The following is an 18,554-nucleotide window of genomic DNA, read 5'->3' on the forward strand; positions in this document are numbered from 1 at the left end:
GTGACCCCATGAACCCTCGCAAGCTCACCAAGGCCGGCGTCGCCGCGGCCGCCGCGCTCGCCCTCTCCTTCTCCCTGGCCGCCTGCGGCGACGACGGGGGCAACGGATCCGGCGGCGGTGACGAGAAGATCACCGTCGGCATCAAGTTCGACCAGCCCGGTGTCGGCCTGAAGACGCCGGACGGCACGTACACCGGATTCGACGTCGACGTGGCGACCTACGTGGCCGAGAAGCTCGGCTACGACCCCGCCGACATCGAGTGGAAGGAGGCCAAGAGCGCCGACCGGGAGACGCTGCTGCAGCGCGGCGACGTCGACTTCATCGCGGCCTCGTACTCGATCAACGACGAGCGGGCGGAGAAGGTCGACTTCGCCGGACCGTACCTCCTGGCCCACCAGGACGTGCTGATCCGCGCGGACGACAACTCGATCACCAAACCCGAGGACCTCAACAACAAGAAGCTCTGCTCGGTCACCGGCTCCACGTCCGCGCAGAACGTCAAGACCAAGATCGCTCCGCAGGCCCAGCTCCAGGAGTACGGCGGCTACTCGGAGTGCCTGACCGGTCTGGAGAACGGCGTCATCGACGCCCTGACCACCGACGACTCGATCCTCGCCGGCTACGCCTCGCAACCCGAGTTCGAAGGCAAGTTCAAGCTCGGCGGCTTCGAGATGAGCAACGAGAACTACGGCATCGGCGTACAGAAGGGCAGCGAACTGAAGCAGCAGATCAACGACGCCCTGGAGCAGATGGTCGCCGACGGATCCTGGGACGCGGCCGTCAAGGAGAACTTCGGTCCGGCCGAGTACCAGAACGAACCCGCACCGGAGATCGGCGTCGTCGTGAAGTGAGTGGGCCGCCGTGTTCGACTTCCTCGAAGGCTACGACCTGCTGGGAGCGTTCTGGGTGACGGTGCAGCTGACCGTCTACTCCGCGATCGGCTCCCTGATCTGGGGGACGCTGCTGGCCGCCATGCGCGTCAGCCCCGTCCCCCTGATGCGGGGCTTCGGCACCGTCTACGTCAACGTCGTCCGCAACATCCCGCTGACCGTCATCATCGTCTTCACCTCGCTCGGCCTGTTCCAGACCCTCGGCGTGAACATGGGCGCCAAGGACTTCACCACGATCAACTTCCGGCTCGCCGTCCTCGGACTGATCGCCTACACCTCCGCCTTCGTCTGCGAGGCGCTGCGCTCGGGCATCAACACCGTGCCCCTCGGCCAGGTCGAGGCGGCCCGCGCGATCGGGCTCAACTTCCCCCAGGTCCTGCGCCTCATCGTGCTCCCGCAGGCCTTCCGCTCCGTGGTGGGCCCGCTGGCCAACGTCCTGATCGCGCTCACCAAGAACACCACCGTCGCCGCCGCCATCGGCGTCGCCGAGGCGGCCCTGCTGATGCGGGAGATGATCGAGAACGAGGCCCAGCTGATCCTCATCTCGGTGATCTTCGCCGTCGGCTTCATCTGTCTCACGCTCCCCACCGGCCTCTTCCTCGGCTGGCTGGCCAAGAAGGTGGCGGTGAAGCGATGAAGGAGCGCCCCACCGTCCTGTACGACGTCCCGGGACCGCGCGCGAAGCGCCGGAACCTGCTCTACACGCTGCTCTTCCTGCTCGCCGTCGCCGCGCTGATCTGGTGGGTCCTCGCGAGCCTCGCCGACAAGGACCAGCTGGAGGCCGACAAGTGGGAGCCCTTCGTCACGGACTCCCGGGTCTGGACGACGTACATCCTCCCGGCGCTGGAGAACACCCTGATCGCGGCGGCGCTCTCCATGGTCATCGCGCTGCCCCTCGGCGCGCTCCTCGGCATCGCCCGGCTCTCCGAGCACCGCTGGACGCGGGGCGTCGCGGGGACGGTGGTGGAGTTCTTCCGCGCGATCCCCGTCCTCATCCTGATGCTCTTCGCCAACGCCGCGTACGCCGAGTTCACCGACGTCAGCCCGGAGAACCGGCCGCTGTACGCGGTCGTCACCGGACTCGTCCTCTACAACGCCTCGGTCCTCGCCGAGGTGGTCAGGGCAGGCATCCTCTCGCTGCCCAGCGGCCAGACCGACGCCGCGAAGGCGATCGGCATGCGCAAGGGCCAGATCATGACGTCCGTCCTGCTGCCGCAGGCGGTCACCGCGATGCTCCCCGCGCTGGTCAGCCAGCTCGTCGTGATCGTCAAGGACACCGCGCTCGGCGGCGCGATGCTCGGCTTCTCCGAGCTCCTCGCCTCGGTCCGCCCGATGAGCGCGAACTACGGGGCCAACACCATCGCGAGCTTCACCGTCGTCGCCGTCATCTTCGTCATCCTCAACTTCGCGCTCACCACCTTCGCCGCCTGGCTGGAGCGCAGGCTGCGGCGGGCCAGGAAGTCGACGGGCGCCGTCGTCGGCGTCGACGCCGTGGAGGAGCTGAACCGCCCCGGCGAGCACATGGGTCCGACCGGCCCGGAGAAGTGAGCGCCGTCCCACGAAGCCGGGGCGGAGGCGGGCCCGGGGGCGGCGGCCGCGTTTCGGTCTGTGGGCACCGGCCGCATAGAGTCGACCTGGCTTTTCCGTACCGCCGACCACCCGAGGAGCTTGACGTGACCGACGCGGCGTCCACCGCCCTGCAGCAGCAGATCGCCGAGGAACTCGAGGTGTCCTCGACCTTCGATCCGATGGTCGAGATCGAACGCCGGGTCGCCTTCCTCACCGAGCGCCTCACTTCCACGGGGCTGCGCAGCCTGGTCCTCGGGATCAGCGGCGGCGTGGACTCCACCACCGCGGGCCGGCTCTGTCAGCTCGCCGTGGAGCGGGCGCGGGCGGCGGGCCACGACGCCACCTTCTATGCCATGCGGCTGCCCTACGGCGTACAGGCCGACGAGAAGGACGCCCAGCTCGCCCTGGGGTTCATCGCCGCCGACCGGGTCCTGACCGTGGACGTGAAGGCGTCGAGCGACGCCGCCCTCGAAGCCGGTCTGGCGGGCGGGGTGACCTTCCGGGACGCGCACCACCAGGACTTCGTGCAGGGCAACATCAAGGCCCGGCAGCGCATGATCGCGCAGTACGCGGTCGCGGGCGCCCATGACGGCCTGGTCGTCGGCACCGACCACGCGGCGGAGGCGGTCTCCGGCTTCTTCACCAAGTACGGTGACGGCGCCGCCGACGTCGTCCCGCTGACCGGCCTGACCAAGCGCCGCGTGCGGGCCTGCGCCGAGGCCCTCGGCGCCCCGGCCGAGCTGGTCTGGAAGACCCCGACGGCCGACCTGGAGACCCTCGACCCGGGCAAGCCCGACGAGGACGCGCTGGGCGTCACGTACGACGAGATCGACGACTTCCTGGAGGGCAAGCCGGTCGGGGAGGCCGCGTTCGACGCGATCGTCCGCCGCTACCGGCTCACCGACCACAAGCGCCGGCTGCCGATCGCTCCCTGAGTGCCCGAGTGCCTGAGTGCCTGAGTGCCTGAGTGCCTGAGCTGAGTCCCTGAGTCCCTGAGGGTGACGGGCGGAGACCATCCGGACGCGAGCCCGCGTGCCACGCGTCCGGACGGTGGTCCGCTGGGTGTGTCCTCGGAAGTCCCGAGCGGCACACCTGAAGGAGACAACGGCATGTTCGGACAGTCGAAGGCGTTCAGCGGCTTCTCGGTCGACGATCTCGACCGGGCCCGGCAGTTCTACGGCGACACCCTCGGGCTCTCGGTGGAGGACACCGGAGACGCGGAGATGCGGATGCTGACGATCAAGCTGGGCAGCGGAGCGAACGTCTTCGTCTACCCGAAGGACAATCACACGCCGGCGTCCTTCACGATCCTGAACTTCCCCGTGGACGACATCGAGGCCGCCGTCGACGAGCTGGCGAAGCGGGGCGTCTCCTTCGAGCAGTACCCGGACTTCGAGCACGACGCCAAGGGCATCGTGAGGACCCCGCGGGGCGGGCCCGCCATCGCCTGGTTCACCGACCCGGCGGGCAACGTGCTCTCCGTCCTCCAGGAGTAGTGCCCGGGCGTTCTCAGAGCGCCGTGGCGACGGCCCGTACGAGCCAGGCGTTGACGGAGAGGCCCTCCTGCCCGGCGGCCTCCTCGGCCCGGGACTTCAGGCGGGCCGGCAGCCTGAAGTTGACGCGTGCGGTGGCTGCGTCGTCCCCGTCGGCCGGGAGCGGTGCCGCTGCCGCTGCCGACACCGGGGCCGACGCCTGGGCCGGCGCGGGCTTCCGTGCGACGGAGGGCGCGAAGGGCGGCGGGGTCACGACGAACTCCGGGTCGTTCCCCCGCAGCCGTACGTCGACGGAGCCGGGCGCCAGCTCGCCGGTGACCTCGTCCATGGCGGCGCAGAGCGCGTCGAGCAGGGTGAGCCGCGCCGCCGACTCCAAGGGCGCGGCGAGCCGCTCGGCGAGCGCACCGGCCTCCTCCCCGCCGGTGGCGGCGGCGACGGCGAGTTCGTGGCGGAGGTTCTCGACGTACGGCATCAGATCCATGGCGCCATAGTGGCATCATCGTGGCGCCATCGCAAGGGTGGCGTGGCGCCATGCCGCCTGGGTGCGGACCCCGAACGGACCGGTCCGGCGTGCGCCGCGCGGGGCCGGGACCTGCAATGGGGGGATGACCGCGCCTCCCGACGACTGCCTCGCGCGCAACGAGTGGATCTGCGGCGACTACCTCTCCTCGCGGAGCGAGATCCTCGGCGACTCCGTCCTCCAGCACCTGGAGCTGACCGTCGTCTCGGTCGTCCTCGGGCTGCTCCTCGCCGTCCCGCTCGCCGTCGCCGCCCGCCGCTGGCGCTGGGCCGCGGGACCGGTCCTCGGGATCACCACGATCCTCTACACGATCCCGTCCCTCGCGATGTTCTCGCTGCTCCTGCCGGTCTACGGACTCAGTGCCTCGATCGTGATCGCGGGGCTCGTGCTGTACTCGCTCACCCTGCTCGTGCGGAACATCCTGGCCGGTCTCCGCGCCGTCCCCGAGGAGACCCGGCAGGCCGCGCGCGGCCTCGGCTACGGCCCCGTCCGGCTGCTGCTCACCGTCGAACTGCCGCTCGCGCTCCCCGCCGCGATGGCGGGGCTGCGCATCGCCACCGTCTCCGCCGTCTCCCTGGTCACCATCGGCGCGATCGTCGGACACGGCGGTCTCGGCAACCTCATCTACTCCGGGATGAACAGCTACTTCAAGGCGCAGGTCCTCACGGCCTCCGTCCTCTGCGTGATCATCGCCGTCGCCGCCGATCTGCTCCTGCTCGGCCTGCAGCGGCTGCTCACCCCCTGGACCCGGAGGCAGGCCGCGTGAACACGCTCCCCGCGACCTGGGACTGGCTCACCACCGGCGCCAACTGGTCCGGCGACAACGGGGTCTGGCACCGCCTCGCCCAGCACCTCTACCTGACGGTCGTCTGCCTGGCGCTGAGCTGCGCGGTCGCGCTCCCGGTGGCGCTCGTCCTCGGACACCTCGGCAAGGGCGGGGCGCTCGCCGTCAACCTCTCCAACGTCGGTCGCGCCGTGCCCACCTTCGCCGTCCTCGTCCTGCTGCTGCTCAGCCCGATCGGCACGTACGGGGACTGGCCGACGATCATCGCGCTCGTCCTCTTCGCCATCCCGCCGCTGCTCACCAACGCGTACGTGGGGATGCGCGAGGTCGACGCCGATGTCGTCCGGGCCTCGCGCGGCATGGGGATGACGGGCCGGCAGCTGCTCCTCGGGGTGGAGCTGCCGCTCGCGCTGCCGCTGATCCTCACCGGGGTCCGGATCGCCGCCGTGCAGCTCGTGGCCACCGCGACCGTCGCGGCGCTCGCCGGGGGCGGGGGCCTCGGCCGGATCATCACCGCCGGGTTCAACCTCGCCTCCACTCCGCAGGTCGTCGCGGGCGCGGTGCTCGTCGCCGTCTTCGCGCTGATCGTCGAGGGCCTCTTCGAGGGCGCCCAACGGCTCGGCCCCGCTTGGGCGCGGGGGAGCGCGGGGTGAGGGCGCGGCGAGCGGCGGTGACGGCGGTACTCGCCCTGCTCGCCCTCGCGGGCTGCGCGACGGGACCCTCCCTGGAGAACCAGGGCGAGGTCACCGGCTCACCCGGCGACAGCCGCCATCTCACCATCGGCTCGGCCGGGTTCACCGAGAGCGACCTGCTGGCCCAGATGTACGCGTTGCTCCTCGAAGAGGCCGGCTACAGCACGAAGATCCTCGCGGTCACCAACCGGGAGATCTACGAGCCGGCCCTGGAGAACGGCCAGATCGACGTCGTGCCGGAGTACGCGGCCACCTTCGCGGACTGGCTGAACGCCAAGGCCAACGGGCCGGACGCGCCGACCGTCGGCTCGCCCGACCTGACCACCACGATGACCGCGCTGCGCGGGCTGGCCGCACCCCGGGGGCTGACCGTCCTCGACCCGGGCAGGGCCGTCGACCAGAACGCCTTCGCCGTCACGCGCGGGTACGCCGCCGAGCACGGGCTCAAGACGCTGAGCGACCTCGGCGCGGCGAAACTGCCCGTCCGGCTCGCCGCGGGCGACGAGTGCGTCCAGCGGCCGTACTGCGCCCCGGGGCTGCGGGAGACGTACGGGATCGACATCACGCACGTCGACCCGAAGGGCGTCGGCACCACGCCGGCGAAGCAGGCGGTGCAGAGCGGCCAGGACCAGATGGTCCTCACCACGAGCACCGACGGCACGCTCGACGAGTTCGGCCTGGTGCTGCTCGCCGACGACAAGGACCTCCAGAACGCCGACCACATCGTCCCGGTGGTCAACCACTCCCGCGCGGGGAGCGAGGGCGTGACCGAGGCCCTCGACCGCCTCAACACGGTCCTGACCACGGCGGACCTGGCCGCCCTGAACGAGCAGGTGGACAGCTGGCGCCGGCTCCCCGAGGACGTCGCGCGGAACTACCTCCAGGAGAAGGGGCTGATCCGGGCGGAGTAGCCCGTCGGCCTCACGCGTCCGCGACCGAGTCGAACTCCACCTCGTCCCGGGCCACGCCCCGGGCGTCCGCGTCCACCGAGCGGCGCAGCGCCTCGTGGAGCTTGGCCGGGGTGAGGACGCCGAGGAAGCGCGTCCCGTCGAGGACGGCGACCCAGCCGGCGTCGTGCTGGAGCATCTCGCTGAACGCGTGCTTCAGTGGGGCGCCCACCGGCACCCAGGCCTCCATGCGGCGGGCCAGATCGCCGACCGTGCCCTCCCGGCCGGCGAGCGCCAGGGCGTCGGCCGCCACCCAGCCGTGCAGGTCGCCGTCGGCGCCGAGCACGACCGCCCAGCGGGCGTCGTCGGCGCGCAGCCGGGCGGCCGCGTCGGACGCCGACTCGTCGAGGCGGGCGACCGGCGGCTGCTCCAGGTCGTCCGGCTCGATCGTGGTCACCGAGAGCCGTTTCAGTCCCCGGTCGGCGCCGACGAACTGCGCGACGTACGGCGTGGCGGGCGCGCCGAGCACGGCCGCCGGGGTGTCGAACTGCTCGATGCGGCCCTGCCCGTAGACGGCGATGCGGTCGCCCATCCGGACGGCCTCCTCGATGTCGTGGGTCACCAGGAGGACGGTCTTGCGCACGGTGGCCTGGAGGTTCAGGAACTCGTTCTGCAGCCGCTCGCGCACCACGGGGTCGACCGCGCCGAAGGGCTCGTCCATCAGCAGGACGGGCGGGTCGGCGGCGAGCGCGCGGGCCACGCCGACCCGCTGGCGCTGGCCGCCGGAGAGCTGGGAGGGGTAGCGCGGGCCGTAGGTCTTCGGGTCGAGGCCGACCAGGTCGAGCAGTTCGGCGGCGCGGGCCCGGGCCCTGGCCTTCTTCCAGCCGATCAGGGCGGGCACGGTCGCGGTGTTGTCCAGGATCGTTCGGTGCGGGAAGAGCCCGACCTGCTGGATGACGTAGCCGATGCCCCTGCGGAGCTTGACCGGATCGACCGAGGCGATGTCCTTCCCGTCGACCAGGATCCGGCCCGAGGTCGGCTCGATGAGCCGGTTGACCATCATCATCGTGGTCGTCTTGCCGCAGCCGGACGGCCCGACCAGGGTGACCAGTTCGCCCTCGGCGACCTCGAAGCTCAGTCCGTCGACCGCCGTCGTGCCGTCCGGATACACCTTGCCGACCTGCTCGAACCGGATCATGGAACCACGCTAGGAGCCGCGAGGGCCCGGCGCACGGGGAGGGGTCCAGTAGGGGAGGGGACTTGTCATGACCCTTGCGAGACGGTCCGCCCGGCTGCTATTCATCTTTCGTTAGGAAAGTTTCCTTCCAATACCCCCGTCCGGGAGCCCCCCATGACATCGGCACGATCAGCACGTCTCCGGCTGCGATCCCTGGGCGCCGCCGGCACCGCCGCGGCCGCGCTCCTCATCGGCCTGGCCACCGCGCCCACCGCCGCGGTCGCGGCCCCCGTCACCCACGAGGCGGAGACCGCCGCCGTCTCCCAGGGCGTCGTCGAGTCCAACCACACCGGCTTCACCGGCACCGGCTTCGTCAACTACGACAACGTCGCCGGCAGCTCCGTGCAGTGGAACGTCGACGCCGCCCAGGCGGGCTCCGCCACCGTGACCTTCCGCTACGCCAACGGGACCACGACCAACCGGCCGATGGACATCGCCGTCAACGGCACCGTCGCCGCCGCCGGCACGTCCTTCGCCGGCACCGGCGCCTGGACCACCTGGGCCACCAGGACCGTCACGGTGAACCTCAAGGCCGGGGCCAACACCATCCGGGCCACCGCCACCACCGCCAACGGCGGCCCCAACGTCGACCACCTCAAGGTCGACACCGCCACCACCCCGCCCGTCACCGGCACCCCTGTCGAGATCAACGGCCAGCTGTCGGTCTGCGGCACCAAGCTCTGCAACCAGTACGGCAAGCCGATCCAGCTCCGCGGCATGTCCAGCCACGGCACCCAGTGGTACCCGCAGTGCCTGACCAACGGCTCGCTCGACGCCCTGGCCACGGACTGGAAGGCCGACATCCTGCGCGTCTCCACCTACGTCCAGGAGGACGGCTGGGAGACCGACCCCGCGAAGTTCACCAACCTCGCCAGCACCCTCATCGACCAGGCCACCGCGCGCGGCATGTACGTGATCGTCGACTGGCACATGCTCGACCCGGGCGACCCGAACGCCAACCTGGCCAACGCGAAGAAGTTCTTCACGGACATCGCGGGCCGGCATAAGGACAAGAACAACATCTTCTACGAGATCGCCAACGAGCCCAGCGGCGTGAGCTGGTCCGCGATCAAGAGCTACGCCGAGCAGATCATCCCGGTCATCCGGAACATCGACGGCAACGCCCCGGTCCTGGTCGGCACCCGCGCCTGGTCCTCCCTCGGCGTCTCGGAGGGCGGCAACGAGACCGAGGTCGTGAACAACCAGGTCAACGCCTCCAACATCATGTACACCTTCCACTTCTACGCCTCCTCGCACCGCGACGAGTACCTCGCCACCCTGTCCCGGGCCGCCGACCGGATCCCCATGTTCGTCACCGAGTTCGGCACCCAGAACTACGCGGGTGAGGGCGCCAACGACTTCGCGATGACGCAGAAGTACATCGACCTGATGGCGAGCAAGAAGATCAGCTGGACCAACTGGAACTTCTCCGACGACCACCGCTCGGGCGCCGTCTTCAAGACCGGCACCTGCAACAGCAACGGTCCCTGGACCGGCACGTCGTCCCTGAAGGAGGCCGGCGTCTGGATCCGGGACCGGATCAGGTCCGCGGACAGCTTCCCGACCTCCTGACCGACCCCCTGGAGGGCCGCCCGGCCCTCGATGCGCCCCCGCACGGCTCCCTGTGATGGACTGGACGGGCGGGGGCGCATCGAACAGGAGCAGCGTTGACCAGCTACCGCCAGCCCGGCCTCGTCCTCACCGACCACCGGTTCACCGTCCCGCTCGACCACGCCGTCCCCGACGGCGAACGGATCGAGGTGTACGGCCGCGAGGTCGTCGCGGGTGGCCGGGCGGGCGAGGACCTGCCGTGGCTGGTGTACCTGGAGGGCGGGCCCGGCTTCGGGGCCCGCCGCTTCATCGGCCCGCAGGCGTGGCTCGGCCGGGCCGTCCAGGAGTACCGCGTCCTCCTCCTCGACCAGCGCGGCACCGGCCACTCCACCCCCGCCAACCGCCAGACCCTGCCACTGCGCGGCACCCCCCGGCAGCAGGCCGACTACCTCGCGCACTTCCGCGCCGACGCGATCGTCCAGGACTGCGAGTCCATCCGGAAGCGCTTGACCGGCGGCGCCCCCTGGACCGTCCTCGGCCAGAGCTTCGGCGGCTTCTGTGTCACCCACTACCTCTCCGCCGCCCCCGAGGGACTGAGCACCGCGCTCGTCACCGGCGGGCTGCCCTCCCTGCACGCGGGCGCCGAGGACGTCTACCGGGCCGCCTACCCCCGGATCCGGCGCAAGGTCGAGGCCCACTACGCCCGCTACCCGCAGGACGTCGCCCGCGCCCGCCGGATCGCCGCCCACCTTCTGGAGCGCCCCGCGGCCCTGCCGAACGGCGGGCTCCTCACCGCCCGCGCCTTCCAGTCCCTCGGCATCCTGCTCGGCGGCGGCGAGGGCACCCACCAGCTCCACCTGCTCCTGGAGGAGGCCTTCGTCCCCACCGCCGCGGGCCCCGCGCTCTCCGACGACTTCCTGGAGAACGTCCAGGCCCAGCTCTCGTACGCCGGGCACCCGCTCTACGCCGTGCTCCACGAGGCCATCTACGCCCAGGGGCAGGGGCCGACCGCCTGGGCCGCGGAACGGGTCCGCGCGGAGTTTCCCGAGTTCGACGCGGAGAAGACCCTGGCGGGCGACGGGCCGCTGCTGTTCACCGGGGAGACCGTGCACCCCTGGCACTTCGAGACCGACCCGGCACTGCGCCCGCTGCGCGAGACCGCCCGCCTGCTCGCCGAGCGGACGGACTGGGCTCCCCTCTACGACCCCGCCCGGCTCGCGGCCAACGAGGTGCCCGTCGCCGCCGCCGTCTACCACGACGACATGTACGTCGACACGACCCACTCCCTGGAGACCGCGCGCGCGATCCGGGGCCTGCGGACCTGGGTGACGGACGAGTTCGAGCACGACGGCGTACGGGCCGGCGGCCCGCGCGTCCTGGACCGGCTGCTGTCGCTCGCCCGGGGCGAGTACTGACCGTCCGGCCGCGCCCCGTGCCGAAAAGTCCAAGCAGTGCGGCCTGATTGCGCATGGTGCCGCCGGGGCGCGGCCGGTAGAACTCCTCGGAGCACCGAGGAGAGGACCGGACCATGACCACCCACGTCAGTGCCGAGATCGCCGCCCAGCCCGACTGCTGGCGGCGGGCCGCGGACACCGCCGCCGACCATGCCCGGCTCCTGCCCCGCGCGGGTGAGCGGGTCGCCGTCGTCGGCTGCGGGACCTCGTACTTCATGGCCCGCGCGTACGCCGCCCTGCGGGAGTCCCTCGGTGCCGGCGAGACCGATGCCTTCCCGGCCTCCGACGAGACCCCGCTCGGCCGCGCCTACGACCGGATCGTCGCGCTCACCCGCTCCGGCTCGACCACCGAGGTGGTGACCCTGCTCGCCCGGGCCTCCGGCCGGATCCCGACGCTGGTCCTGACCGCCGTCCCCGACAGCCCGGCCGCCCTGCACGCGGACCGGGTCATCGGCCTCGACTACGCCGACGAACGGTCCGTCGCCCAGACCCGGTTCGCCACCACCGCCCTCCAACTGCTGCGCGCGGGCCTGGGCGTGGACCTCGGCCCCTCGATCGCGGACGCCGAACTCGCCCTGTACGAACCGCTGCCGGCGGTCTGGGAACGGCAGGCCCAGTTCACCTTCCTCGGCGCGGGCTGGACGGCCGGACTCGCCGACGAGGCCGCGCACAAGCTGCGCGGGGTGGCCCGCGCGTGGGCCGAGTCGTACGCGGCGATGGAGTACCGGCACGGGCCCATCGTCATCAGCGACCGCTCCAGCCTCGTGTGCTGCCTCGGGCCCGAGCCCGCCGGTCTGCGGGACGAAGTGGAGGCCACCGGGGCGCTGTTCGCCGCCGACGCCATCGACCCGGTGGCCGCCGTCGTGCGCGCCCAGCGGCTCGCCGTGACGCTCGCCGCGCGGCGCGGCCTCAACCCGGACCGCCCCCGGCACGCCACACGCTCGGTGATCCTTTCCGGAGCGCTCCGCGGCTGAAGGGCGTCGCCGAAGGCCCTGCTTCGGCCGCCTGAAGTCTCACTTGACCTGCTGTTTCACGGGCGAAGCCCCCCGGGAGCCGACGCGAGCAGTACACTCGCGCACCTCTCCAGGGGGAAGGAATCGCTCCATGCAGACGGGGTCACAGGCGGCAACAGCGACGGCTCCATTACTCAGTTGCGGCACTCCTGCCGAGCGTGCGGCATACGCACGGGCTGTCACGGCAGGTCTCGACTCCCTCCAGGTCCGACGACGTTTCGATGCCCGCCCCGGCGTGACCGCCGCCGCGGTGCTGGCCGCGATGCAGTCCCCCGACGCGGTCGGCCGAGCCCTGGCGCATGCCGAGCTGTCGCTGGCCGACTATCGCGGGGCCGTCCGCGAGTTCGCCCGAACGCGCCTGGCGCTGAGGCGAATGGGTGACAGGCTGGGCGCTGATGTGTGGTCGGTTCTCACCTGGGTGTCCTGGTTCGTCTGTGTCGCCGCCTACCTCTATCTGAAGGAGCCGAGTTCCGCCGCGTTCTGGCCCGAACCGGCGGTGCTCGTCAGCGTGCTGGCCGCGCCGCTCCTGCCCTCGTTCGTCGCCTTCGCCAAGGCTCGTTCGAGGCAGAACCTGAAGGATCAGGTGGCCCTGATCAGGGGCATCAGAGCGCTGTTCAGTGCCGTCCTCACCCTCCGCGCGGCGGCGAAGCGGTGGGAAGGCGATCTGCGGGACAACGGGATTCCCCCAGCGGCGCTCGCGGTGATCGACGAGCTCATGGGAGCCGATCCGCACTCGGTGCTGCTGCCCGGCCGTTATGACGGGCTACGCACCGGCACCGGTCACGATTGGGTGGTCGCCGGCGAGGCATCTCGCCAACTGGAGGGGAAACTCTCCGCGGTCGAAGGCGGAACGATTGCCGTATCCGGCCCTCGTGGGGCCGGCAAGACCACGTTGCTCCACGAAGCCGCAGGTGAGAAGGACTTCTCCATCACGATCCGCGTGCCGGCCGCATACCAGCCCTACGATCTGGTCTTCCTGGCGTTCGTCAAGCTGTGTGAACGATTCATCGCACGTGAAGGCTTCGAGGCACCACAGTTGGATCGACTGTCCGGCTTCGTGCGTACCCGGAAGCGCGTGCGCCGCGCCTTCCGGAGGCTGAGACGCGGACTCTTCTTCGGAGTGCCCGCCGCGGCACTGGTGGCACTCGGAATATGTGCTGCGGTGCGGGCCTCCTGGGACAAGTACAACGTCCGTGTGCGCTCCTGGGCGGTCACGGTGGCCGACTGGGGCACGAACAACGCTCAGGACATCTGGCACGGCCGGAGCATCGGCGCCGGTCTCACCGTGACGCTGGTCGGCCTGTTCATCTGGCAACTGCGGAAATCCACCACGTGGCGGCGAAGGATCCTTCGAGGCCCTGTCGCGCTGCTGCGCATCGCGGCGACCTGCCTCATGGTCGGCCCGGTCCTGAGCCTCCCGTTCGACCCCGAACTCAATCGTCACCTCTCGAAACTGGAGAACCTGACGACCTTCGGCGCGCTCCAAGCGCTGTCGATCATGCCCTTGCTGGTCATGTCTCTTGCCGTGTTCCTCATCGGCACCCGAAGCGCCGGCCTCATGAAGCAACGCCTGTGGGAGGCGGCCGGCTTTGCGCTCCTCCTGCTGGCCGCGCTGATCGTTGTCCAGAGCGACACGTTCCAGGCGCTCTTCCTCGACTCGGAGAACCCTGTCCGGGTCGCCTGCTTCGTGGCCGGTCTCCTGCTGCATCGCGTCAGCCGCTGGCGAGGCAGGCCGGAGGAACCCGGACTCGTCGCCAAGTGTCGCAACCACCTCTATCAGCTGAAGACGACGCAGTCGACCTCGGCCACGTTGAACATGGGCCTCGCGGGGGCCGCGGTTCTCGGCAGCGCCCACGCCTCCTCGCTCGCCAGTGTTCCCCCGAACTTCCCCCAGCTCGTCGAAGACCTGCGGGCACGCCTGGCCGAGGTCGCGGAGTACGTGCACCTGCAGCAGGGGCGCACCATCATCTGCATCGATGAACTCGACCGTCTGGGGTCGGAGCAGCAGGCCCTGCAATTCCTCAGCGAGGTCAAGGCGATCCTGGGTGTTCCCCGGGTGTACTACCTCATTTCGGTCGCCGAGGATGTCGGTGCCGCCTTCGTTCGCCGAGGGCTGCCGCACCGCGATTCCACGGACAGCTCGCTCGACGACATCCTGCACGTGCAGCCCGGTGACCTCGCGCAGTCGATCGCCATCATGGGCAAACGTGCGAGCGACCTCCCCGAGCCGTACGTCCTCCTCGCGCACGCCCTCGCGGGAGGCCTCCCCCGGGATCTGATCCGATACGGACGCCGCATGCTGGAGATGCACGCGGAGATCTCCTCGGCCCAGCAATCACCAGCCGTGGAACTCAAGGAGATCTCCGGGCGCCTGATCGTGGAAGAGCTGTACGACACGCTGGCCGGCTTCCGCACCCTTCTCGCGAAGCAGCAGTGGACGCACGAGAACGCGGGCTGGCTGTCCAGCTACCGCATCGTGATAGACCACCTGCGTCATTCGCTCCTTGGCACCACGACCGAACTCATGGGAGCTCTGGAATACCTCGCGGCTTCGGGAGCGGTTCCACCGACGGGTGCTCCGACCGAGCCGCCGGAAGCTGCTCGGCAACTGATCACCGAAGCATCGGCATACACGTACTACGCGCTCACCCTCCTGCAGATCTTCCGCCCCGACGACTTCGAGGACCGACGCGTCCGTGCGAGTGCGACACCGGCGGGGCGGTTTCCGTACCTTGCCGAGGCCAGGCTCGAGTTGACGGTCTCTCCGCACAGCGCGCGGCCACTGATCGACGCGGCCCGAGGGGCCTGGAGCCTTCGGGTGCTCAGCAGCACGCTGCTGCCCGCCCGCGTTCCCCCGGCTCGGACCTAGGGTCTTTCGTTCGGACCAGGCCGGGCCGGTGGGCCCGATCCGAACGAAAGACCTGGGTGCACCCCGGGGACCGTATCCTGCGCCCATGATCGACGAGACGAGCACCACCGACCTGGCCGACCTGCCCGACGACTGGCAGCGCGCGCTCGCCGTGGTCGCCCACCCGGACGACCTGGAGTACGGCTGCGCCGCCGCCGTCGCGGGCTGGACCGACGCCGGCAAGGAGGTCGTGTACGTCCTCGCCACCCGGGGCGAGGCCGGCATCGACACCCTCGACCCCGCCACCTGCGGGCCCCTGCGCGAGCAGGAGCAGCGGGCGAGCGCCGAGGTGGTCGGGGTGTCGGCGGTGGAGTTCCTCGACCACCGGGACGGCGTCATCGAGTACGGCCTCGACCTGCGCCGTGACATCGCGGCGGCGATCCGGCGCCACCGCCCCGAGCTGGTGGTCACGCTCAACCACCGTGACACCTGGGGCCCTGGGCCGGGCGGCTTCTGGAACACGCCCGACCACGTGGCCGTCGGCCGGGCCACGCTCGACGCGGCGGGCGATGCGGGCAACCGCTGGATCTTCCCCGAGCTGACCGAGCGGGGCCTGGAGCCCTGGAACGGCGTCCGCTGGGTGGCCGTCGCCGGATCGAGCACCCCGACCCACGCCGTCGACGCCACCCCGGGCGCCGAACGCGCCGTGCACTCGCTGCTCGCCCACCGCGCCTACATCGAGGGACTCACGGACCAGGACCCCGAGGAGTATGTCCGCGGCTTCCTGGCCCAGAACGGCGAGCGCTTCGCCGCCCGGTACGGCGGCCGGCCCGCCGTCGCCTTCGAACTGTTCTCCCGCTGAGGCCGAGGCGCCACGGGCTTCCTCCCGTGGCGCCGACCCCTTAGCCTGACCCTTCATCTGACGATCCGTCAGGGGCAGGGAGGCGCGCGGTGATCGACACGCTCGACAGGGAGATCCCGGAGGGTGAGGAACGGCTCACGCTCCTCGTCGAGGACGGGGTCGCCGTGCTGACCCTCTGCCGTCCCGAGAAGCTCAACGGGTGGAGCTGGGAGGCCAGTCGGCAGCTCGGGATCATGGCCGACCGGATCCGCTTCGACGAGCGCGTGCGCGTCGTGCTGCTGCGGGCCGAGGGGCGCGCGTTCTGCGCGGGGATCGACGTCACCGCTCCCGGCGGCGGCATCACCGGGCGGACCACCGCCGAGAAGATCCAGCGGTACGAGGAGGGCATCCGCTGGGCGCACGAGCGGTTCGCCGCGCTCGCCCGGCTGCCGCAGCCGGTCGTGGCCGCCGTCCAGGGCTACTGCCTGGGCTTCGGCTTCGAGCTGGCCCTCATGGCCGACATCCGGATCGCCGCCGACGACGCCGTGTTCGCCCTTCCCGAGGCCGGGATCGGTGTCGCCGTCGACGCGGGCGGCGATCTGCGGATCGCCCGGGAGGCGGGCGCGGGCTGGGCCAAGTACCTGGCCCTCACCGGCCGCCGGATCGACGCGGCGACCGCCGAACGGCTCGGGCTCGTCCAGCTCGTCACCGGGCGCGACGAGCTGGCGGCCACCGCCCGCGAGACGGCGGCCGCCATCGCGGCCGCCGCGCCCCTCGCGGTCCGGGCGATCAAACGCGACATCGACGCCTACGCCGACCAGGGCCTGGCCGCCGTCCTCGACCGCACGGCCTCCGCCGCCGCCCTGACCCTCTCCTCCGCCGACGCCCGGGAGGGCTACGCCGCCAGGGCGGCCCGCCGGACCCCGCGCTTCGAGGGAGGCTGAGCCGCGCCCGGCGCTACTGCTGCGGCGCGGGCTTCAGGACCGCGAAGGGGGCGCCGAACGGGTCGGCCAGCCACGCGATGCGGCCCACGTCGGGGATGTCCGCCGCCGGCATGACGACCGAACCGCCGTTGCCCTGGGCCCGGGCGACGACGTCGTCCGCGTCGGCGACGGCGAAGTACGGAATCCAGCGGGCGTGGTTCCCGCCCTCCTGGAGCTCGGCGACACCGCCGAAGGAGGTGTCCTCCAGGTCTCCCTCGGCCGTGGACAGCACCCGGTACGTCATGCCCGGCGCCTCCATCTCCTGCGAGCGCCAGCCGAACAGCTTCCCGTAGAAGTCGAGCGCGGCCAGGGGATCGGGCACGTGCAGCTCTGCCCAGCACAGCGTGTTGTTCTCCGAGGTCCGCTGAAGACCCTTCGTCGTCCCCGGCTGCCACAGCGCGAACTGCGCGCCCGCCGGGTCCGACAGCTGCGCCATCCGCCCGGCGTCCATCACGTCCATGGGCTCGGCGCGCACCGAGCCGCCCGCGCTCTCGGCGGCCTTCGCGGTGGCGTCGGCGTCGGGGGTCTGGAAGTACAGCGTCCACGCGCTGCTCGCCCCCTCCTCGGTCAGCGGACCGAGGGCGGCGACCGTCTGCCCGTCCTGCTGGAAGAACCCGTAGCCGCCGGCGTCCGGACCGGCCGAGGCGAACTCCCAGCCGAAGACGGCGGTGTAGAACGCCGCCGCGCCCGCCGTGTCCGGGCTGCCGAGGTCGACCCAGTTGGGCGAGCCCTTGGTGAAGTCCGTACCGAGCATGTGGTGTGCCTGCCTTTCGGTGTCTCAGGAGGTCCTTCCGGCCACCCTCGCCGATCCTCGCGCCTCGCCACCGCCCCCGCAGCCGCAGTCGCGCGGGTTCATCCGCGTGGACCAACCCGCCCCGTCACTCGCCGAACGGCCCCCGGCCCAGCTGCTCCCGGACCGGCACCACGGGATCGTTCACCAGAACGCGCCGCTGCCAGTTCGCGCCGTCCACGACCAGGGTGTGCCCGGAGACGAACCGGGCGTACGGAGAGGCCAGGAACGTCGCCGCCCAGCCCAGCTCACGCGGGTACCCGACGCGGAGCGCCGGCTGCCGGGCGTCCTGGAGCGGCGCCCGCGCCAGCGCGCCCCGGATGTCGGCCGTCATGTCCTCGTGCGGCATCAGCCCCGGAACAAGACCGTTCACCTGGATCCCGTACGGCCCCCACTCCACCGCCAGGGTCTCCACCAGGTTCTTCACCCCGGCCTTCGCCGCCGCCGAATGGGCGAACCCGGGGCCTCCGGTCCAGGCGTAGGAGGCACCGACGTTGACGACGGAGCCGGGGGTGCGCGCCGCGAGGTGGCGGCGGGCGAACTCCCGGGTCATGAACCAGGTCCCGGTCAGCGTGATGTCGACCACCGCCCGCCAGCCGTTCGGCGACAACTCCTCCGCCGGAACAGGAAAGTTGGCGGCCGCGTTGTTCACGAGCACGTCCGGCCGGGCGCCGAGGGCGCTCTCGCAGGCGTCGAAGGCCCCGGCGACCGAGCCCGGTTCGCGGATGTCGCAGACCGCCGTCGCCACCCGGGTCCCGGCGATCGCCGCCAGTTCCCGCCGGGCGGCCTCCAGGCGGGCGGCCGTCCGGCCGACGATCATCACCTCCGCGCCGAGGCGCGCGAACTCGGCCCCGATCGCCTTCCCGAGTCCCGTCCCGCCACCCGTCACCAGGACCAGCCGCCCCTCGTACGTCCCCGGCGGCAGCGCGCTCGCGCCGAGCGGGGGAGGGGCGGGCAGCCCCGGCGGGTCCGTCGCTTCGTCGGTCATGCCGCATCGATAGC

Annotated in this window: 18 protein-coding genes; 14 read left to right on the plus strand and 4 right to left on the minus strand. The window is 71.4% G+C overall.

The genetic code is table 11. From position 1 onward, the window contains the following. Positions 1-8 precede the first annotated feature (8 nt). The 5 genes from AB0E14_RS22280 to AB0E14_RS22300 all read left to right on the plus strand — a co-directional run bounded on the left by AB0E14_RS22280 (position 9) and on the right by AB0E14_RS22300 (position 3,955). Positions 9-851 (plus strand): glutamate ABC transporter substrate-binding protein, encoded by an 843-nt coding sequence (locus AB0E14_RS22280; protein WP_362420677.1) that lies wholly within the window; start codon positions 9-11, stop codon positions 849-851. A gap of 10 nt (positions 852-861) precedes the next feature. After that, positions 862-1,527, plus strand: coding sequence for an amino acid ABC transporter permease (locus AB0E14_RS22285; protein ID WP_362420680.1), 666 nt, complete (start codon positions 862-864; stop codon positions 1,525-1,527). Continuing rightward, positions 1,524-2,438 (plus strand): amino acid ABC transporter permease, encoded by a 915-nt coding sequence (locus AB0E14_RS22290; RefSeq protein WP_362420683.1) that lies wholly within the window; start codon positions 1,524-1,526, stop codon positions 2,436-2,438. Before AB0E14_RS22285 ends, AB0E14_RS22290 begins: the two co-directional genes overlap by 4 nt. Before the next feature lie 125 nt (positions 2,439-2,563). Continuing rightward, a complete protein-coding gene (gene nadE, locus AB0E14_RS22295) occupies positions 2,564-3,394 on the plus strand; it encodes an ammonia-dependent NAD(+) synthetase (protein ID WP_362420687.1) in 831 nt (276 codons plus the stop codon). 174 nt (positions 3,395-3,568) lie between these two features. Next, entirely contained in the window at positions 3,569-3,955 is a 387-nt protein-coding gene (locus AB0E14_RS22300; RefSeq protein ID WP_362420690.1) for a VOC family protein, read from the plus strand. A 13-nt stretch (positions 3,956-3,968) separates the two neighbouring features. Here the strand turns inward: AB0E14_RS22300 and AB0E14_RS22305 are convergent, their stop codons facing one another. Next, the gene (locus tag AB0E14_RS22305; RefSeq protein WP_362420693.1) at positions 3,969-4,433 is read right to left on the minus strand and encodes a hypothetical protein; all 465 of its coding nucleotides are present in this window, start codon (positions 4,431-4,433) and stop codon (positions 3,969-3,971) included. Positions 4,434-4,557: 124 nt separating this feature from the next. On the opposite strand from AB0E14_RS22305, the gene AB0E14_RS22310 reads away from it, so the two are divergent. The 3 genes from AB0E14_RS22310 to AB0E14_RS22320 are packed head-to-tail and all read left to right on the plus strand — an operon-like array spanning position 4,558 to position 6,859. Next, positions 4,558-5,238 carry an ABC transporter permease gene (locus AB0E14_RS22310; protein ID WP_362420696.1) on the plus strand — a complete coding sequence of 227 codons (681 nt, stop codon included), beginning with the start codon at positions 4,558-4,560 and terminating at the stop codon, positions 5,236-5,238. Then, a complete protein-coding gene (locus AB0E14_RS22315; RefSeq protein WP_362420699.1) occupies positions 5,235-5,909 on the plus strand; it encodes an ABC transporter permease subunit in 675 nt (224 codons plus the stop codon). Before AB0E14_RS22310 ends, AB0E14_RS22315 begins: the two co-directional genes overlap by 4 nt. A gap of 17 nt (positions 5,910-5,926) precedes the next feature. After that, positions 5,927-6,859: an ABC transporter substrate-binding protein gene (locus AB0E14_RS22320; RefSeq protein ID WP_362420866.1), complete on the plus strand. Its 933-nt coding sequence runs from the start codon at positions 5,927-5,929 to the stop codon at positions 6,857-6,859. Between the two features lie 10 nt (positions 6,860-6,869). On the opposite strand, the gene AB0E14_RS22325 is transcribed toward AB0E14_RS22320, so the two are convergent. Next, positions 6,870-8,033, minus strand: a complete 1,164-nt coding sequence (locus AB0E14_RS22325) for a betaine/proline/choline family ABC transporter ATP-binding protein (RefSeq protein WP_362420702.1) — start codon at positions 8,031-8,033, stop codon at positions 6,870-6,872. A 153-nt stretch (positions 8,034-8,186) separates the two neighbouring features. On the opposite strand from AB0E14_RS22325, the gene AB0E14_RS22330 reads away from it, so the two are divergent. From AB0E14_RS22330 to AB0E14_RS22355, 6 genes are all read left to right on the plus strand, one after another. Further along, on the plus strand, positions 8,187-9,644 hold the full coding sequence (locus tag AB0E14_RS22330) for a cellulase family glycosylhydrolase (protein WP_362420705.1): 1,458 nt from the start codon (positions 8,187-8,189) through the stop codon (positions 9,642-9,644). A 95-nt stretch (positions 9,645-9,739) separates the two neighbouring features. Continuing rightward, complete coding sequence (locus tag AB0E14_RS22335) at positions 9,740-11,038, plus strand: alpha/beta fold hydrolase (RefSeq protein ID WP_362420708.1); 1,299 nt, start codon at positions 9,740-9,742, stop codon at positions 11,036-11,038. 113 nt (positions 11,039-11,151) lie between these two features. After that, positions 11,152-12,051: an SIS domain-containing protein gene (locus AB0E14_RS22340; protein ID WP_362420711.1), complete on the plus strand. Its 900-nt coding sequence runs from the start codon at positions 11,152-11,154 to the stop codon at positions 12,049-12,051. Positions 12,052-12,325: 274 nt separating this feature from the next. After that, positions 12,326-14,959: a P-loop NTPase fold protein gene (locus AB0E14_RS22345; protein WP_362420714.1), complete on the plus strand. Its 2,634-nt coding sequence runs from the start codon at positions 12,326-12,328 to the stop codon at positions 14,957-14,959. Between the two features lie 85 nt (positions 14,960-15,044). After that, the gene (locus tag AB0E14_RS22350; protein ID WP_362420717.1) at positions 15,045-15,800 is read left to right on the plus strand and encodes a PIG-L deacetylase family protein; all 756 of its coding nucleotides are present in this window, start codon (positions 15,045-15,047) and stop codon (positions 15,798-15,800) included. An 89-nt stretch (positions 15,801-15,889) separates the two neighbouring features. Beyond that, positions 15,890-16,723, plus strand: a complete 834-nt coding sequence (locus AB0E14_RS22355) for an enoyl-CoA hydratase/isomerase family protein (protein WP_362420720.1) — start codon at positions 15,890-15,892, stop codon at positions 16,721-16,723. 13 nt (positions 16,724-16,736) lie between these two features. On the opposite strand, the gene AB0E14_RS22360 is transcribed toward AB0E14_RS22355, so the two are convergent. Together AB0E14_RS22360 and AB0E14_RS22365 are read right to left on the minus strand one after the other, a co-directional pair. Continuing rightward, positions 16,737-17,516: a VOC family protein gene (locus AB0E14_RS22360; protein ID WP_362420723.1), complete on the minus strand. Its 780-nt coding sequence runs from the start codon at positions 17,514-17,516 to the stop codon at positions 16,737-16,739. Positions 17,517-17,640: 124 nt separating this feature from the next. Then, the gene (locus AB0E14_RS22365; protein ID WP_362420726.1) at positions 17,641-18,540 is read right to left on the minus strand and encodes an SDR family oxidoreductase; all 900 of its coding nucleotides are present in this window, start codon (positions 18,538-18,540) and stop codon (positions 17,641-17,643) included. Positions 18,541-18,554 lie beyond the last annotated feature (14 nt).

This window comes from Streptomyces sp. NPDC047981 (assembly GCF_040653315.1).
In the GTDB taxonomy this organism is placed as follows: Bacteria; Actinomycetota; Actinomycetes; order Streptomycetales; family Streptomycetaceae; genus Streptomyces.

Excerpts from the sequence above, each read along its gene's own strand:
- AB0E14_RS22280 (WP_362420677.1), top strand. The coding sequence starts at position 9 with ATGAACCCTCGCAAGCTCACCAAGGCCGGCGTCGCCGCGGCCGCCGCG.
- AB0E14_RS22290 (WP_362420683.1), top strand. The coding sequence starts at position 1,524 with ATGAAGGAGCGCCCCACCGTCCTGTACGACGTCCCGGGACCGCGCGCG.
- AB0E14_RS22300 (WP_362420690.1), top strand. The coding sequence starts at position 3,569 with ATGTTCGGACAGTCGAAGGCGTTCAGCGGCTTCTCGGTCGACGATCTC.
- AB0E14_RS22305 (WP_362420693.1), bottom strand. The coding sequence starts at position 4,433 with ATGGATCTGATGCCGTACGTCGAGAACCTCCGCCACGAACTCGCCGTC.
- AB0E14_RS22310 (WP_362420696.1), top strand. The coding sequence starts at position 4,558 with ATGACCGCGCCTCCCGACGACTGCCTCGCGCGCAACGAGTGGATCTGC.
- AB0E14_RS22325 (WP_362420702.1), bottom strand. The coding sequence starts at position 8,033 with ATGATCCGGTTCGAGCAGGTCGGCAAGGTGTATCCGGACGGCACGACG.
- AB0E14_RS22330 (WP_362420705.1), top strand. The coding sequence starts at position 8,187 with ATGACATCGGCACGATCAGCACGTCTCCGGCTGCGATCCCTGGGCGCC.
- AB0E14_RS22340 (WP_362420711.1), top strand. The coding sequence starts at position 11,152 with ATGACCACCCACGTCAGTGCCGAGATCGCCGCCCAGCCCGACTGCTGG.
- AB0E14_RS22350 (WP_362420717.1), top strand. The coding sequence starts at position 15,045 with ATGATCGACGAGACGAGCACCACCGACCTGGCCGACCTGCCCGACGAC.
- AB0E14_RS22360 (WP_362420723.1), bottom strand. The coding sequence starts at position 17,516 with ATGCTCGGTACGGACTTCACCAAGGGCTCGCCCAACTGGGTCGACCTC.
- AB0E14_RS22365 (WP_362420726.1), bottom strand. The coding sequence starts at position 18,540 with ATGACCGACGAAGCGACGGACCCGCCGGGGCTGCCCGCCCCTCCCCCG.